This window comes from Rhizobium sp. GW821-FHT14E12 (assembly GCF_058803745.1).
The window spans coordinates 990,858-1,006,177 of sequence record NZ_JBXAPH010000002.1 but is presented as its reverse complement, the minus strand read 5'-3'; the positions used below and the strand labels follow the sequence as shown (position 1 = coordinate 1,006,177).

Sequence of the window (15,320 nt, the reverse complement as noted above, 5' to 3'; positions counted from 1 at the left end):
TCTTCTTCCTCAAGCCCCGTAGCTGCGCATGGTGTCGCGGTTGGTCTTCACTGCGGCAACAGGATCGGCGCCGGCCGCCTCGGATTCCTCTTCCAGCACCAGCCAGCCATTGAAACGCGGCGCCTTCGCCACGAGATCGATCACCGCCGGCGTGTCGAGGATGCCTTTGCCAAGCATCGCCCAGCGGTCGTTCGCATCGACGTCCTTGAGGTGGAGGTAGCGAATGCGGTCCTGATAGGTGCGCATGGTGTCGAGGATGTCCTCGTGCCCGCGCAGGATATGGCCGGTATCGGGAACCCAGCCGACCAGAGCGGGATCGAGAAGCGCGAAGATCCGGTCGTAGTCGGCGCGGTCGAAGAGCAGGGTATTGTGATGCGAGCTCGGGTGGACGGCGATATCGATGCCGGATGCCTTGCCGAGCGCGCCGGCGCGATTGTAGAACTCGGCGGCAATGGCAAACTTGTCGTCACGCGGTCCTTCGGAGACGACGGTTGCCGAACCGATCGAGACCAGCGCGCCCGGAAACTGCGCGGCATAGTCGATCCAGCGCTGCGTCGTGGCCAGATCGTTGTTGATCGCCTCGGCAACCGTAAAGCCGCTTTCGGAGCCGAAGGCGAAGGAGACCAGCTGTAAGCCGCTATCCTTCAGCGCCTTTGCGAATTCGCCGGGCTTGGCGGCATAGTGGCCGATCATCGTGTCGGTGATTTCGATGCCCGAATAACCGCCGGCGGAAATTGCCGACAGCAGGTCGTCCGGCGTTCCGGTCCAGGCCTTGCCGAGCATTTCCCATGTAAACGTCTGGCAACCGACCTTCAGATCGCTAGTCATGTCACTATTCCTTGATTCCGCCCTGTGTCAGGCCTTCGATAATGTGTCGTTGGAAGAAGAGGACCAACACGATCAGCGGCACCGTGACGACAGCCGAGGCTGCGGCGATGTCTCCCCAAGGCACGTAGTATTGGTTGGTGAAATTGGCGATGCCGACCGGGATGGTCTGGGTGCCGCTATCCGATGTGAAGGCGAGCGCGAACAGAAACTCGTTCCAGGCGGTGATGAAGGCAAGCAGGCCCGTCGTGACCAGGCTCGGCAGCGACATCGGCAGGATGATATGCCAAAGCAGGCCGATGACGCCGACGCCGTCCATGCGCGCGGCCTCATCGATCTCGCGCGGCAGCGTCTCGAAATAACCGAACAGAACCCAGGTCACCAGCGGCAGCCCAAGCGCCAGATAGGTGATGATCAGCGCGGTATAGGTGTCCAGAAGGCCAAGGTCGGAGGCAAGAAGGTAGAGCGGGCCGACGAGCGCGATCTGCGGGAACATCGAGACCGAGAGGATCACCGTCAGGATCCCGAAGCGTCCCTTCACATCGAGACGCGACAGCGCAAAGGCGGCGAGCGAACCGACGATCAGGCAGAGGGCGGTGGTCGCCAGCGAGACAACCAGCGAATTCCATAGATAATGATGCAGGCCCTTTTCGACGAAGGCATTGTAGTAATGCTCCAGCGTGAACGGGCTCGGGATCAGCGACGGTGTTCCCTCAGTCAGCGCCCTGTCGAGCTGGAACGACGTCGAGAATTGCCAGAGAAACGGGCCTGCCGACCAGACGAGGATGAGGAGCGCGCCGAGATAGATCATCACGCTTTGAAAAGGGGAACGGGTGTCGTTCATGTTGTCTTCCTGATCTGTCGGACGAGGAAGAGGCAGAACACCACGGCGATCAGCCCTTCGGTGATGAACATTGCGGTCGAAACGGCCGAACCGTAGCCAAACTGCAGCGTCGAGAAGAGAACCTTGTAGGACAGCGTCGACAGCGTTTCCGTGGAATCGGCCGGGCCGCCGCCGGTCAACACATAGACCAGATCGAAAACGCGGAAGGCGTCGAGCGCCCGGAAGAGCCCGGCAATCAGCAATGTCGGCAGCAGCAGCGGTAGGCGGATGTTCCAGAAGATCGTCCAGGCCCTGGCGCCGTCCATGCGTGCCGCTTCGATCAGTGATTTCGGTACGGTCTGAAGCCCTGTCAGCAATAACAGCGCCATGAAGGGCGTCGTCTTCCAGACATCGGCGAGAATGATCGTTATCAGCGCCGTATCGGGCGACCCGTACCAGTTCACGTTCTGGTCGATCAGCCCGAGATGGAGGAGAATGAAATTGATGATGCCGTGCTGTCCATCGAACAGCCATCCGAACATTTTCGAGGTGACCACCGTCGGCATCGCCCAGGGAACGAGCATTGCCGCGCGGATTATGCCACGGCCGGCGAAGGCCTCACAAAGGATCAGCGCCATGGCGAGACCGATCAGCGTCTCGAGCGTAGTCGAGGCGATGGTGAACCAGATCGTATGCCACCACGCATTCCAGAACGGCGGATCGGCGAGCAGCTGCACATAATTGGCGATGCCGACGAAATCATTGTCCTGCGTGATCAGGGAACGATTGGTGAAGGAAAGATAGACGCCATTGACGATCGGATAGAAGGACACCGATGCAAGCGACAGGAAGGCCGGCAACAGCAGGAGCCAGGGCCAGAGGGCGCTTGGGAGCGCCCTCGTCGTTTTCGGGGTGCGGTCGGACATGGGGACCGTGACTGCGGCAGCCATATCAGGCAACGATCTTGTTGATCTGTTCGGCGGCGGCCTTCAGCTCGGCCTGAACATTGCCGCTGACCAATGCCTTGGAAATGCTCGACTGCAGCGCCAGCGTCACCTTCGCATATTGCGGCGTGATCGGCCGGGGCGTGGCACCGGTGAAGACACTTTGCAGGCTCGCCATGAACGGCTGTTCGGCTTTCAGTTTCGCATCCTGGAAGATCGCCGGGCGCGACGGTGCAAGGCCGAAGTTCAGGGCGAGGCGGGTCTGCGTTTCCGGAGAGGACATCCAGGTCAGGAACTCGATCGCCGCTTCCCGTTTCTTGGAGTTGGCGTTGACGCCGAGCTGGTAGCCGCCGAGACAGGCGGCACTCTTTCCGCCGGCAAAATGCGGCAACGGCGCAACGGCGACCTTGTCCACCACATGTGAGGCTTTCGGATCCTGCGCGATCGGATAGACATAGGACCAGTTGCGCATGAACATCGCTTCGCCCGAGGTGAAGGGCTGGCGGGAAGGCTCTTCATCCCACGAGAGAACGTTCTGCGGGCTGATCTTGGTCTTGTTGATCGTATCGTAGAGGAACTGGATTGCCTCGACCGCCGCCTTGTCGCCGATGACGGAGGATTTGCCGTCTGGCGCAAGGATAGAGCCGCCGTTCGAAGTGATGATTTCCACGGCATCACAGATCAGGACTTCGGCCTGCTTGCCCTGCCAGAGATAGCCGAACTTGGCGTCGCCGGCCTTCTGGGCCGCCGCCGCCATGGTCGCCATGTCGTCCCAGGTTTCGGGAACCTTGCCGCCATGCTGTTCCACCAGATCCTTGCGGTAGTAGAACATGCCGGAATCGACGAACCACGGAAGCGCGGTCAGCTTTTCATTGTAGGTGCAGGCGGCGACCGTTCCGGGGAAATAATCGGCGCGCTTTTCCTTCGGGAAATATTCGTCGAGTGGCAACGCCCATCCGGCCGCCGCGAAGCCGGCGATCCAGACCACGTCCTGGGTGAAAACGTCGGGGGTTCCGTTGCGGCGCGCCAATTGCTGGACAAGGCCCTGATAGACCTCGGTCGACGAGCTCGGCGGCGGCAGTTCGATGAACTTGACCGTGATCCGGTCCTGCGATTCGTTATAGGCCTTGACGAGATCGCCGAGGCCTTCCTTGCCGAAGAAACTGGCGCTGGCAAAGCTGATCTCGGTGCGATCGGCGGCGCGCGCGGGGCGCATGCCAAGTCCCGACGCGACACCAAGGGTCGCCGCTCCGACTGCGGCGCTTGCAGCACCCATCAGCATCTGGCGGCGGTCGAGCAGTGTGGACAATACGGCCACGTTTGAGCCGGCCGGCGTCTTCTTGAAATCAGACATGATTTCCCTCCCAGGAAAACTGGCGACCTCCAAAATCTCCGCGCCAGTATTGTCGTATGTTTCATAAAAAATTGTCGCGCGTCAAGAAATAAGATGCTTTAACTCACTTTAAAGCGCGCCGGGCTGATATGGCTGTCGGTGACGTGCGGGTTATCGGATCCAGGGAGGATTGAGGAATATGACTGGGAACACAAAGGCAAAGCTGGGCATTGGCATCGTCGGCTGCGGCAACATTTCAATGACTTATCTGCGCAACGCGGCGCTGTTTGCTGGCGTCGAGTTGCGTGCTTGCGCCGATATTTCCGCCGATGCCGCGGCTCTTCGCGCCCGCGAATATGGTATTCGGCCGCTGAGCGTCGACCAATTGCTCGCAGATCCAGAAGTCGATCTCGTTCTCAACCTCACCATTCCCGCCGTGCACTTCGACGTCACCATGTCGGCGCTGTCCGCGGGCAAGCATGTCTTCACGGAAAAGCCGCTGGCGACCTCGGCCGCCGAAGGACGGACGCTTGTCGCCGAGGCGAAGACACGCGGCCTGCTTTTGGGCTCGGCGCCCGACACTTTCCTCGGTGCGGCCGGCAGGCGTGCCCGCCGTTTGATGGAGGAAGGCGCAATCGGCCGTCCGGTCAGCGGCACCGCCTTCATGATGGGACGCGGCATGGAGCACTGGCATCCTAATCCGCAATTCTACTACCAGCCTGGCGGTGGTCCGGTTTTCGATATGGGGCCTTATTATTTGACCATGATGGTGAACCTGCTGGGACCGGTGGTGCGCGTCATGGCGATGGCGACGAAGGGGCAGGAGGAGCGCCTGATCACCGCGGACGGTCCGTTCAAGAACACGACCTTCAAGGTCGGCACGCCGACCAACGTGCTGTCGCTCCTGGAGTTCCAGTCCGGCGCGACTGTCAATTTCGGCGCATCCTGGGACGTCTTCCGTCATTCCAACCATCCGATCGAGCTGCACGGCACCGAAGGCTCCCTTCGCCTGCCGGATCCCGATACGTTCGGCGGCACGGTCTCGCTGTCGGAGCGCGGCGCCGACTGGCGTGATTTCGACAGCGACGGCGAGCTTTACGGCAAGAGGAATTGGCCGTTCGCTGCACCGGATCGCGCGAATTATCGCATGCTCGGCGTCGCCGACCTCGCACGGTCGCTGGAGGAGAAGAGAATGCCGCGCGCGTCCGGCGAGCTTGCCCTGCATGTGCTCGAGATCATGGAGGCTATTCTCGCCTCCGGCGAAAGCGGCCAGTCAGTCAGCGTCGGCGGTGATCTGGTGCGTCCGCCGCTTCTGGGCGAAGATGAAGCCCGCAGCCTCCTCGCCTGATTGCGGAAGGGAGAGACGACATGACAGAACAGCTCGATGAGAGTGCCCGACGCCTTCTCGACATGAGCAATCGGTCGAACCCCCGGCCGTTTGAAACCGGCACGCCTCTGGAGGCTCGCATTGACTACAATGCGGGCTGCCCGACGGTTCAGGGCGCGCGCGAGACAGTCGCCTCGGTGGAGGATCGTCAGATCGACGGTCCGAACGGCCCGATCACCCTGCGTATCTATCGCGGCATCGGCGCACGATTGAAGAATGGTCCCAGCCTCCTTTATCTTCACGGCGGCGGCTGGGTGATTGGCAATCTCGATTCTCACGACGAGATCTGCCGCTGGTTCGCTAATCTCGCGCAATGCACCGTGGTCTGCCCGGACTACCGACTGGCGCCGGAACACAAGTTCTCGGCCGGGCTGACGGATTGCACCGCTACACTGGCCTTCATGGCGAAATCCGCCGCCGATCTCGGCATCGATCCGGAGCGGATGGCGGTCGCCGGCGACAGCGCCGGCGGCAATCTCGCCGCCGTTCTGGCGCTGATGGCGCGCTCCGGTGACGCCCCAAAGCTTACAGGGCAACTGCTTATCTATCCAAACACGGACGCCGCGCAGACGGCAGACAGCTATCGTCGCTATGGCGAAGGCTACGGGTTGACCGCATCGGCGATGAAGTGGTTTCGCGACCACTATATCCGCACCGAGGCCGATATCGCCGACTGGCGGGTTTCGCCGTTGCGGGCTGACAGCGTTGCCGGGGTTGCGCCGGCCTTCATGATTACCGCTGGGCACGATATTCTGGTGGACGAGGGCCTGGCCTATGCCGAACGGCTGAAGCAGGAGGGCGTGCGCGTGGTGCTCCGCCACTGGCCCGGCCAGATCCACGGCTTCGTGTCGATGGGACGATACATATCGGGCGCACGCCAGGCTGTGGAGGAGGCCGTGGAGGCATGGCGCAGCTTTGAAGGCGCTTCCGAGTAAACGGACAGCAACCTAGTCCTATGCCGATTGCCGCATGACCAGCGTACCATCCAGGCGAACTTTGTCGGCGATGGTCTGAACCGGCGCGTCCGTGTCGCCGAGCAGCGTCAAAAGCGTGTCGACGCTATTTGCCGTCATCGCGGCAAAATCCTGCGCCATTGTCGTCAGCGGCGGGCAGGTGTAGCGGCTGAGCGGATGGTCGTCATGGGCGGCCACGCGGAGATCGTCACCCTTCTTGCGCCCGACCTTCAGCCCATGCGCGAAGGCGGCCGCCATCACGCCGAAGGCGAGGCGGTCGTTGGCGCAGAGGATGGTCTTGCCGGGAAGCGCCTTTGCGTTCAGCATCTCGTCCATCTGCTGATATCCGATATGCTCGAAGTCCCAGGTATAGGCCGCGTTGGTCTTGATCACCACCGGCTCGTAGCCCGAAGCTTCCATCGTGGCGATATAGCTCGCCAGCCGCTCCGGCGAATTGTGGTTGACATGTGGAATGTCGAGATAGGTCGGCGCCTCTCCGGATCGGCAGAGATATTCGACGATTGTCGCGACGCTCTGATAATTATTGTTGCCGATAAACGGTGTGTTTCCCTCGATATACGTGTCGAAATAAACGAGGGGCACATTCTGCGCGAGCTTCTCGAACGCGCGCGGGTCGGATTTTTGTCCCAACGGCGCGGCAAGCGTGCCCGCTACCTTCAAGGAGAGCATCGTGCTGACGGCTTCGGCTTCCAGCTCCGGCAGTCCGTGCGAGGAAAACACGATCGGCCAATAGCCCTCATTTCGCAGCCGCAACTCCAGGCGGTTGACCATTTCGGCGTAGAAAGGGTCGGTAAGGGCCGGCACCAGGATGCCGATGTTGCGGGTTCTCTTCCGATTGAGATTGCGCGCATAAATATTGGGTTGATAATCGGACGAACGGAGGGCTGCTTCGATCAGCGCGCGCGTCACAGGCTTGACGCTCGTCGGGTCATCGAAATACTTCGAGAGGGTGGGTCGGGAGACGCCGCAGGATTTCGCGAAATCCTCCATTGTCTTGTGCGTCATTTTTTCCATCGAAAGTCGACCATTTCTCGAGCCGATCCGCCCATCTGGGACCTGTTATGCGTCCCCAAGAAGGGAAGCGCAACCATGGAGGTAAGTTCCGAGCAAGTTCTTTTTAGCCTCAAGTTGCTCAAAAATATTACATGCGTCAATTTCTTAATTGACGCATAAAAGTTCAAGCCATAGAAAAGTCGCGTATCGGCCTGCGGCAGTCGTAAGCCGAGGCAAGAGTTTCACCGGGAAGTGGGTGCGCCATCTCATGAAAAAGCTCGTCAGTGCCGGAGAGATCGTCGTCGAAATCATGGCGGATCGGCTCGATCAAAGTCTGGCCCAGCCCGGATTGCTGCACGGACCGTTTCCGTCCGGAGCGCCGGCGATCTTCATTGCGCAAGCCGCAAGGCTCGGCCAGCCGGCCGGTCTGATCAGTGCCGTCGGCGAAGACGATTTCGGGCGAATGAACATCGACAGATTGCGCGACTGGGGGGCGGATATCTCCGCCATCACGGTTCATCAGGGGCAGGCGACCGGCACGGCTTTCGTATCGTACCGAGCCGATGGTTCCCGTCATTTCGTCTTCAACATCAAGAACAGCGCGGCGGGATTGATCGAAACCGGCGATGGCGCGACAGCCCTGCTGGCCGGCGCCAATCATTTCCATGTCATGGGCTCCTCCCTGTTTTCCGAGAGGGCGATCTCCGTTGTTCTGGCGGGCATCGAGACGATCAAGCGCAGCGGCGGCACAGTTTCCTTCGATCCCAATATACGCAAAGAGATGATCGAGCTGCCCGGCATGCGCGAGGCACTGAACCAGGTTCTGGCGCTCACGGATATTTTCCTGCCGAGCGGCGAAGAGCTGTTCATCTTCACCAAGGCGACCGACGAGGCAGAGGCGGCAGCGGAAATGCTCGAGCGCGGGATTTCGGCGGTGATCGTCAAGAAAGGCGCGGAGGGCGCGGTCTATTACGATCGGCATCGCAAAGTTGTGGCATCCGGCTTCGTCGTCGACGAAGTCGATCCGACTGGTGCTGGCGATTGCTTCGGCGCGGGTTTCGTCTCCCTTTGGCTCCGGGGTGCGGCGCCAGAGGAAGCTTTGAGGCTGGCTTGTGCCTGTGGAGCCTTGGCCGTGACGCGCAAAGGCCCCATGGAGGGCATTGCCACCTTTGCCGAGGTACAGTCCTTTCTGTCCGGCGCGACCGCGAGGGCACCGTCATGAGTTCCGCGACGCAGCGACTGGCAAATATGCCGAAAAGCCGTGGCAGCGGTCTACCATCCGGCATCACCTCCGTCTGCTCGGCCCATCCCCTGGTGATCGAGGCGGCTCTGTTGCACGCAAAGGGCCGGAATGCCGATGTGCTGATCGAGGCGACCTGCAATCAGGTCAATCAGGACGGCGGCTATACCGGCATGACGCCCGCCGATTTTCGCTCATTCGTCGAAAAGATCGCGGCGGCAGTCGGCTTCCCCCTGGATCGTCTGATTCTCGGCGGGGATCATCTCGGGCCAAATCCCTGGAAGCATCTGCCGTCCGGCGAAGCGATGCGCAAGGCAGGCGCAATGATCGACGCCTTCGCCGCTGCCGGTTTCACTAAGCTGCACCTGGATACGAGCATGGCCTGCGCCGACGATCCGGCCGCTCTTCCAGACGAGACGATCGCATCCCGGGCAGCCGAACTGGCTGCCATCTCGGAAGCAAGAATACGCCAGTCGAAAACGCAGGCACCGAGCTACATTATCGGCACCGAGGTTCCCGTTCCAGGCGGTGCGTTCGAGGCCCTCGATCATCTGCACGTCACAACGCCCAAGGATGCGCTTGCGACCGTGGAGCTGCACCGCACGGCCTTCTTCAGGCTCGGACTGAACGAGGCTTTTGAGCGCGCGATCGGCATCGTCGTCCAGCCGGGTGTGGAATTCGGCAATGCCGATGTTGTTGCCTATGTGCGGGATGCGGCAAGAGATCTCGTCGCGACATTGGATGAGATGCCGCAATTCGTGTTCGAGGCTCATTCGACGGATTACCAGAGCGGTGAGGCGCTGCGCGATCTTGTCAGCGATGGATTTGCAATCCTGAAAGTCGGCCCCTGGCTGACCTTTGCCTTGCGCGAGGCACTGTATGGCCTTAGCGCCATTGCCGAAATCCTGGTGCCGGATGCGGTCGGTGAGGCCGTTCCCGCCGCCATGGAGCGGATCATGCTGTCATCGCCCGAGCATTGGCTGAAATACTATCCCGGCGATGCCCGCGAGCAATATGTGCAGCGACACTATTCGTTCAGCGATCGCATTCGTTATTATTGGACCGTACCGGCTGCGCAGAAGGCCGTGGACGAACTGATGTTGGCTCTTGAGGATGTTACAATTCCGCGCCCGCTGATCAGCCAGCATCTCGGCCATCTGGAGCCGCTGGTGGCCAACGGATCGGTGGCGCCCCAGGCGCGTACGCTGCTGCTTGCCAGTGTTACGCGCGTGCTCGACATCTATGCGGACGCCATCGCGTCGGCTTCGTAACGGTTTTGGCTTGCGAGGTCGGTGCCCGGCCTTCAGCCTTGCTTGGCGGAAATCCGAAGGGATCCGGCGGGCGTGAGAGTCGCCACGATTTCCTCATAGCTCACAACGCTCGGATGCCGCGTCGACAGCACGGTCTTATGGGTCGCGCTGATCACAGCCACTGCGGCACCGGCTGCTTCCGCTGCTTCTATCCCGGCTGGAGCGTCTTCGAAGACCAGGCATTCCTCTATGGGCTGGCCCAGGGTTTTGGCGGCCAGCAGAAAGCAGTCCGGTGCCGGCTTGCCGTTCTGTACATCCTCGCCGGCGATCAACAGCGGCGGCCAGGGAATGCCGGCGGCCTTGAGGCGGACAGCCGCGAGATCCCGTGGTGCGGATGTGACGATTGCCCAGCGATCCCTGGGTAGGGCGTTCAGGAAATCGACTGCGCCCGGGATCGGTACGACGCCCGCGACATCGGCGATTTCGGCGAGTGTCAGAAGTCTGGCCTCTTCGGCCGGATCGATTCCAGACAGGCCAAGCCGCGTGATCGTTTCCGTCGCTTTGCGTCCGTGCACAATCGCCAGCAGACTCTCGGCATCGACACCGTGGCGCAAGGCCCAGGCCGTCCAGACCCTCTCGGCGACCGCGATCGAGTTCAGCACGGTTCCATCCATATCGAACAGGAAGGCGCCGAAGGAGCGATCGGGGTGCAGGGACAGGGCCATTTTGAGAGTTCTTTCTTAGCTTTTCTGGGAAGCGGCGGATAGGCGATCGAGGATCGCCTGCGCCGTATTGGCGTCCGTCACGAGGGCATTGATCATGCCTGATCTCGCCGCGCCGATGACGCCGGGCGCCTTGGCCGGTGTCGCGGCAACCGCGATGCAGAGAGGAACCCGTCGCAGCTGCTCGGGAGTGGCGGCGATCATGCGCTCTTCGCCGTCCCAATGCAGGATTTCGCCGGCTTCGGTGATGTAGTGCCGCAATACGTCGCCCGCTGCTTGGCTGAGGGCTTTTTCTCCCGGAAGCGCCGCCGTCGCCTCGGACGGATTGGCCGCGTGCGTCAGGCCGACGCCGACGATCGCCGCATCGAGCTTGTTCCAGAGCGCGGTGACCTGCTGCACCGTGGGGTCGGCGAGGAAAGCATCGCGCAGCTCGGAGGACGAAATGTATGGCGCGTGCAGGAAATGCGGCAATCCGCCCATTTGTTCCGCCGCCTGGCGCACGAATTCGTTGGTCTGGAAGTGCGCCGCCGCCTGCTGCATTCCGCCGTTGAGGGCAATGGTGACGATGCCGGGCAGTTGCGGCAGGCCGGCGAGGGTAACCTCCCGAACGGCGCGTCCCCAGCCGATGCCGAGCGTCGAGCCGGAGTGCAGCCCCGTCTGCTGCAGCATGGAGCCGACCGGAGGGGCAAGTGCGCTGAGGACGTTGGAGGACGGCGTGTCGATCACGGCGGCGTTGCGCAGTTTCAGGCCGTCAATCAGTGCCGCACTCAGGTCTTCCGACGGGGAAAGGTCAATCACCTCAATTCGCACGATACCGGCCAGCCGAGCCTTCTGGAGCAGGCGTGAAACCGTAGCCGTTGATAATCCTAGCTTTTTAGCAATGTCGACCTGCGACATGTCGGATTGGTAGTGCAACTTTGCAACCATATGCAGCAATGCACGGTTTGTTGCAGGCTCCTGCGGTTGAGACGAATTCAGGTTGAAATTCCTTTCTGCAATGTGTTACATATCTGAGCGCTGAGGGAGTTATCGCTCAAAATAGCCGATTTCGCAACGGTTATGCGGCGGAGGAGAACTCTCAACATTCATTGGCATCCCTTCCGAACCTTGGAACGGGATGCACGTTCAGCAACCCGTTTCGGGCACGCTATAGGGAGGAGCATATATGTCCAGATTAACCACCGCCGAAATGCGCGGCTACCAGCAGATTTGCGGGAGCGACGGCGCCATGATGGTGATCGCCTGCGATCAGCGCGGCGGCATGCGCAGCCTGCTTGCCAAGGAACCGGAGGCGCAGGCAGCGATCTCCGACAAGACCCTCGGCGACACCAAGGCCGATATCGCCCGATTCCTCGCAAGCAAAGCATCCTGCGTTCTGGTTGATCCGATCTGCGCCGTTCCGGCTCTGGTCGACGACCGCATCATTCAGCGCGATACGGCGCTTCTCATCGGTCTCGATGCATCCGGCTGGGATACGTCGCCGGAGGGATATCGCCTGTCCAAGCTGGTTCCCGGCATCACGGCCCGTCGTGTGCGCCAGCTCGGCGCGACCGGCGGCAAGATCATGGTCTATCTCCGCTCGGACCGGGATGAGGCCAATGTTCACAACATCAAGATCCTGCACCAGTGCATCGAGGATTTCGCCCGCGAAGACCTGCTGCTCGTTGTAGAATTCTTGACTTATAGGTTCGATGACGAGGATGAAGCCGAGTACAAGGCGAAGATCCCCTCCCTGATCGTCGGCGGAAGCCGGATCTGCCTGGATTACGGCGCGAAGGTTCTGAAGATCCCGTACCCCGGAAGCCCTGAGGCTTGCGCGGAGGTCACCAGGCTTGCGGGAGATGTTCCCTGGGCGGTCCTGTCCGCCGGCGTCGATCATTCGACCTTCTTGAAGCAGGTGGAAGACGCCATGCGCAACGGCGCCTCCGGCGTCATCGCGGGCCGTTCGCTGTGGAAGGATTGCATTTCGCTCGACCGCGCTGTCACGAAGGATAGACTGGAAACCGTCGCGGTTCCGCGTCTTCGCGAAATTCAGGCTGTGATCGCCACCCATTTCAAGGGTAGCAAGTCTGAAGCCGTCGGCCGGGGACAGAAAGAACATGCCTGAGACAGCCATTGGCGTGGACATCGGCGGCACGAATATTCGTGCCGCTCTCGTCTCCGATCGAGGCGAGATTCTGAAGAAGCTATCGGATCGGACACCCACCGATCCCTTGCAGGTGGTTGAGCGCGTCGTGGCGATGGTCGAAGCGCTTGATGTGACGGGAGCTGCCGGCATCGGTGTCGGCATTCCCGGTCGTGTCGATGCGGCCAGCCGCACGATCCTTTCGGGCGGTATCCTCAATCTGGCCGGCATCGACTTTGCCGATCGACTGGAGACGCGCCTCGGCAAGCGGGTCGTCATCGAGAATGATTGCAACATGGCACTGATCGCCGAAATGCGCGTTGGTGGCGCCAAGGGATATCAGAGCGTCGCGATGCTGACGATCGGAACGGGCATCGGCGGCGCCGTCGCCCATAATGGCAGCATCTATCACGGCCATATGACGGCCGGGCAGCTGGGCCATATCTCCGTGCTGCAGGATGGCCCGCTTTGCGCGTGCGGACGGCGCGGTTGCGTCGAAACCTTCAGCTCAGGCACGGCTCTGCGTCGGCATATGAACGAAGCCGGCCTTTCGGCCACATCCATCGGCGAGATTTTCGAAATGGCTGCCGAGGGAAATGGTACGGCGAGGGTGGTCTTACGCGCATGGGCATCCCCGCTGCGCACCGCACTCGACAATATTGCGGCCACGATGGATCCGGACGTTATACTCCTGGGTGGCGGGCTCGGCTGTGACGCGGCGCGTGCCCTTGCCGACCTTCCGGCGGTGGCGCCATGGTTCCGGCCGACGATCCTGCCCGCGAAGCTTGGGGACGATGCCGGCGTGATCGGCGCGGCCTTGTCGACCTTCGATGTAGGCGGCGCCGCAGAAAAACATGTCGTGCTCGTCAACGGCGTTCCGGCTTCGGGAAAGAGCCGGCTCGCAAAATCGTTGTCGCAACGCACCGGTTGGCCGGTTCTTTCCCTCGACGGGATCAAGAATCCCTTCCTGGAGCACATCGGCCCCGTCGACCGGGATTTCAATCGGACTTTGGGAAAGGCGAGCTACCAAGCGATCTGGTCGTTCATCCGCGAGGCGCCGGCTGGGTCCACCTTCATCGTCGATGCATGGTTCGGTTTCCAGCCGAAGGCGCTGCTGGAAACCTATATCAAGGATGCTGGTGTGGATCGCGTCGCGGAGCTTTGGTGCAAGGTGCCCGGCGCGGTTGCGGCGGAACGCTATGCCAGCCGCTTGAAAGACCGGCTGCCGGGCCATCCGGGCGCTGAGTATGTCGCCGAACTCGCAGTGCTTGCCGATCGCGCCGAGCCGATGGCGTGCGGCGCGCTGAGGACGGTCGACCAGACGAAGGAACCGGACATGGATAGCATAACCGCCTGGATTTCAGAGATGTTTGGCCAGGCCGGAAAGTAGCCGCCGTCCCGGCGGCAGATGAAAGCTTGATATGACTTCAAACCGTCGCCCAACGCATTGTTGGCGGCGAAGTGTATCGCTTTGCCGATCTTCCAGATTGGCAAGGTATTTCAAATAGATGGCGGAAATTCGTTGCAGAAAAATATTACTTGACGGCCCGCTATAAGCCACTGATTATCCATTCCGCCGGACAAGGGAGATGTTCGGCTTTCAAGGGAGGAAATTATGGAACGACGTTCATTTCTAAAGGCTAGTGCCGTGGCGACGCTTACCACCGGCGTGGCGGCTGTTGCCGGAGGCGCCAAGGCGCAGGACAAGAAGTTTACCATCGCCCTCATTCCGGGCCTGACGACGGATGCCTTCTACATCACCATGCGCAAGGGCGCCGAAGCTGCCGCCAAGGCGGTGGGTGCGACGCTGGTGTTCCAGGGTGCGCCGGACTTCAATCCGGTCACGCAGGTTCCGGTTCTCGACGCGATCATCGCCAAGAAGCCTGACGCGATCCTGATCGCGCCGACCGACAAGGATCAATTGGTCCAGCCACTGAAGAAGGCTGCGGATGCGGGTATCCCGGTCATCACTGTCGATACCTTTATCGGAAGTGGCGTTTACCAGACGGGAAGCGGCGATGCGGATTTTCCACTTTCCTACATCGCCTCGGATAACCTGCTCGGCGGCGCAATTGCCGCTCGCGCGCTGGCCAAGGCCGTCGGCGAAAAGGGCAAGGTCTACGTTTCGAACGTCAAGCCCGGCATCTCGACCACCGACCAGCGCGAGCAGGGTTTCAAGGAAGAGATGAAGAAATTTCCGAACATCACCGTTCTCGACACGCAGTATAATGACGACGATGCCAACAAGGCGGCGTCGCAGCTGCAGGCCGTCTTTGCCCGCAATTCGGACCTCGACGGCGTTTTCGGCGCCAACCTGTTTTCCGCCCTCGGTGCCGCGAACGGCGTGCAGCAGGCGGGCCAGACGGGCAAAATCCGCGTCGTCGCCTTCGATGCGCCGACCACGATTGTCGACAACATCAATTCCGGCCTCGTTGATCTGGCGATTGCCCAGCATCCGGCCGAAATCGGCTATTTCGGCGTGATGGCGGCCTATGCCCACCTGACCGGCAACTCGATCCCGACTGCCATCGGCACCGGCTTCACGGTCATCGACAAATCGAACGTCGCCGACAAGGACGTCGCGAAGTTCATCTACTCCGACTAATCGGATGAAGTCTGTGCCTCGTCCAAGGGACGGGGCACGTCTCTGATCATAATGGAGGAAATGGCGTGACGACATCTGTACGTCCTCGCTCGAGTTTGG

The 15,320-nt window shown here is 61.1% G+C and carries 14 protein-coding genes; 7 read left to right on the top strand and 7 right to left on the bottom strand.

The window, feature by feature from the left end; genetic code table 11:
* Positions 1-9 precede the first annotated feature (9 nt).
* The 4 genes from AC1RO0_RS12740 to AC1RO0_RS12725 are packed head-to-tail and all read right to left on the bottom strand — an operon-like array spanning position 10 to position 3,946.
* A complete protein-coding gene (locus AC1RO0_RS12740) occupies positions 10-828 on the bottom strand; it encodes a sugar phosphate isomerase/epimerase family protein (RefSeq protein ID WP_498593232.1) in 819 nt (272 codons plus the stop codon).
* Positions 829-832: 4 nt separating this feature from the next.
* A complete protein-coding gene (locus tag AC1RO0_RS12735) occupies positions 833-1,669 on the bottom strand; it encodes a carbohydrate ABC transporter permease (protein WP_007702440.1) in 837 nt (278 codons plus the stop codon).
* Positions 1,666-2,598: a carbohydrate ABC transporter permease gene (locus AC1RO0_RS12730; RefSeq protein WP_498593231.1), complete on the bottom strand. Its 933-nt coding sequence runs from the start codon at positions 2,596-2,598 to the stop codon at positions 1,666-1,668. The genes AC1RO0_RS12735 and AC1RO0_RS12730 overlap by 4 nt, the downstream gene beginning before the upstream one ends.
* A 1-nt stretch (position 2,599) precedes the next feature.
* Complete coding sequence (locus AC1RO0_RS12725) at positions 2,600-3,946, bottom strand: ABC transporter substrate-binding protein (protein ID WP_498593230.1); 1,347 nt, start codon at positions 3,944-3,946, stop codon at positions 2,600-2,602.
* 178 nt (positions 3,947-4,124) lie between these two features.
* Here AC1RO0_RS12725 and AC1RO0_RS12720 point away from each other — a divergent pair, with 178 nt between their 5' ends.
* Both AC1RO0_RS12720 and AC1RO0_RS12715 read left to right on the top strand, forming a co-directional pair.
* Entirely contained in the window at positions 4,125-5,273 is a 1,149-nt protein-coding gene (locus AC1RO0_RS12720; RefSeq protein ID WP_498593229.1) for a Gfo/Idh/MocA family protein, read from the top strand.
* A 20-nt stretch (positions 5,274-5,293) separates the two neighbouring features.
* The gene (locus tag AC1RO0_RS12715) at positions 5,294-6,247 is read left to right on the top strand and encodes an alpha/beta hydrolase (protein ID WP_498593228.1); all 954 of its coding nucleotides are present in this window, start codon (positions 5,294-5,296) and stop codon (positions 6,245-6,247) included.
* 18 nt (positions 6,248-6,265) lie between these two features.
* Here the strand turns inward: AC1RO0_RS12715 and AC1RO0_RS12710 are convergent, their stop codons facing one another.
* Positions 6,266-7,300 (bottom strand): LacI family DNA-binding transcriptional regulator, encoded by a 1,035-nt coding sequence (locus AC1RO0_RS12710; RefSeq protein WP_498593227.1) that lies wholly within the window; start codon positions 7,298-7,300, stop codon positions 6,266-6,268.
* A gap of 247 nt (positions 7,301-7,547) precedes the next feature.
* On the opposite strand from AC1RO0_RS12710, the gene AC1RO0_RS12705 reads away from it, so the two are divergent.
* The gene (locus tag AC1RO0_RS12705) at positions 7,548-8,501 is read left to right on the top strand and encodes a sugar kinase (RefSeq protein WP_498593226.1); all 954 of its coding nucleotides are present in this window, start codon (positions 7,548-7,550) and stop codon (positions 8,499-8,501) included.
* Positions 8,498-9,790 (top strand): D-tagatose-bisphosphate aldolase, class II, non-catalytic subunit, encoded by a 1,293-nt coding sequence (locus AC1RO0_RS12700; protein ID WP_498593225.1) that lies wholly within the window; start codon positions 8,498-8,500, stop codon positions 9,788-9,790. The genes AC1RO0_RS12705 and AC1RO0_RS12700 overlap by 4 nt, the downstream gene beginning before the upstream one ends.
* A 32-nt stretch (positions 9,791-9,822) precedes the next feature.
* Here AC1RO0_RS12700 and AC1RO0_RS12695 read toward each other — a convergent pair whose 3' ends face one another.
* Together AC1RO0_RS12695 and AC1RO0_RS12690 are read right to left on the bottom strand one after the other, a co-directional pair.
* Positions 9,823-10,494 carry an HAD-IA family hydrolase gene (locus tag AC1RO0_RS12695; protein ID WP_498593224.1) on the bottom strand — a complete coding sequence of 224 codons (672 nt, stop codon included), beginning with the start codon at positions 10,492-10,494 and terminating at the stop codon, positions 9,823-9,825.
* 15 nt (positions 10,495-10,509) lie between these two features.
* Positions 10,510-11,418, bottom strand: coding sequence for a sugar-binding transcriptional regulator (locus tag AC1RO0_RS12690; RefSeq protein WP_498593223.1), 909 nt, complete (start codon positions 11,416-11,418; stop codon positions 10,510-10,512).
* 238 nt (positions 11,419-11,656) lie between these two features.
* Here AC1RO0_RS12690 and AC1RO0_RS12685 point away from each other — a divergent pair, with 238 nt between their 5' ends.
* The 3 genes from AC1RO0_RS12685 (at position 11,657) to AC1RO0_RS12675 (ending at position 15,221) form a co-directional block, all read left to right on the top strand.
* The gene (locus AC1RO0_RS12685; protein ID WP_498593222.1) at positions 11,657-12,598 is read left to right on the top strand and encodes a tagatose-bisphosphate aldolase; all 942 of its coding nucleotides are present in this window, start codon (positions 11,657-11,659) and stop codon (positions 12,596-12,598) included.
* The gene (locus AC1RO0_RS12680; protein ID WP_498593221.1) at positions 12,591-14,006 is read left to right on the top strand and encodes an ROK family protein; all 1,416 of its coding nucleotides are present in this window, start codon (positions 12,591-12,593) and stop codon (positions 14,004-14,006) included. Before AC1RO0_RS12685 ends, AC1RO0_RS12680 begins: the two co-directional genes overlap by 8 nt.
* 225 nt (positions 14,007-14,231) lie before the next feature.
* A complete protein-coding gene (locus AC1RO0_RS12675) occupies positions 14,232-15,221 on the top strand; it encodes an ABC transporter substrate-binding protein (protein ID WP_498593220.1) in 990 nt (329 codons plus the stop codon).
* Positions 15,222-15,320: the final 99 nt, after the last annotated feature.

Coding starts and splice junctions, on each gene's coding strand:
- AC1RO0_RS12740 (WP_498593232.1), bottom strand. CDS start 828: ATGACTAGCGATCTGAAGGTCGGTTGCCAGACGTTTACATGGGAAATG.
- AC1RO0_RS12735 (WP_007702440.1), bottom strand. CDS start 1,669: ATGAACGACACCCGTTCCCCTTTTCAAAGCGTGATGATCTATCTCGGC.
- AC1RO0_RS12730 (WP_498593231.1), bottom strand. CDS start 2,598: ATGGCTGCCGCAGTCACGGTCCCCATGTCCGACCGCACCCCGAAAACG.
- AC1RO0_RS12725 (WP_498593230.1), bottom strand. CDS start 3,946: ATGTCTGATTTCAAGAAGACGCCGGCCGGCTCAAACGTGGCCGTATTG.
- AC1RO0_RS12720 (WP_498593229.1), top strand. CDS start 4,125: ATGACTGGGAACACAAAGGCAAAGCTGGGCATTGGCATCGTCGGCTGC.
- AC1RO0_RS12715 (WP_498593228.1), top strand. CDS start 5,294: ATGACAGAACAGCTCGATGAGAGTGCCCGACGCCTTCTCGACATGAGC.
- AC1RO0_RS12710 (WP_498593227.1), bottom strand. CDS start 7,300: ATGGAAAAAATGACGCACAAGACAATGGAGGATTTCGCGAAATCCTGC.
- AC1RO0_RS12705 (WP_498593226.1), top strand. CDS start 7,548: ATGAAAAAGCTCGTCAGTGCCGGAGAGATCGTCGTCGAAATCATGGCG.
- AC1RO0_RS12700 (WP_498593225.1), top strand. CDS start 8,498: ATGAGTTCCGCGACGCAGCGACTGGCAAATATGCCGAAAAGCCGTGGC.
- AC1RO0_RS12695 (WP_498593224.1), bottom strand. CDS start 10,494: ATGGCCCTGTCCCTGCACCCCGATCGCTCCTTCGGCGCCTTCCTGTTC.
- AC1RO0_RS12690 (WP_498593223.1), bottom strand. CDS start 11,418: ATGGTTGCAAAGTTGCACTACCAATCCGACATGTCGCAGGTCGACATT.
- AC1RO0_RS12685 (WP_498593222.1), top strand. CDS start 11,657: ATGTCCAGATTAACCACCGCCGAAATGCGCGGCTACCAGCAGATTTGC.
- AC1RO0_RS12680 (WP_498593221.1), top strand. CDS start 12,591: ATGCCTGAGACAGCCATTGGCGTGGACATCGGCGGCACGAATATTCGT.
- AC1RO0_RS12675 (WP_498593220.1), top strand. CDS start 14,232: ATGGAACGACGTTCATTTCTAAAGGCTAGTGCCGTGGCGACGCTTACC.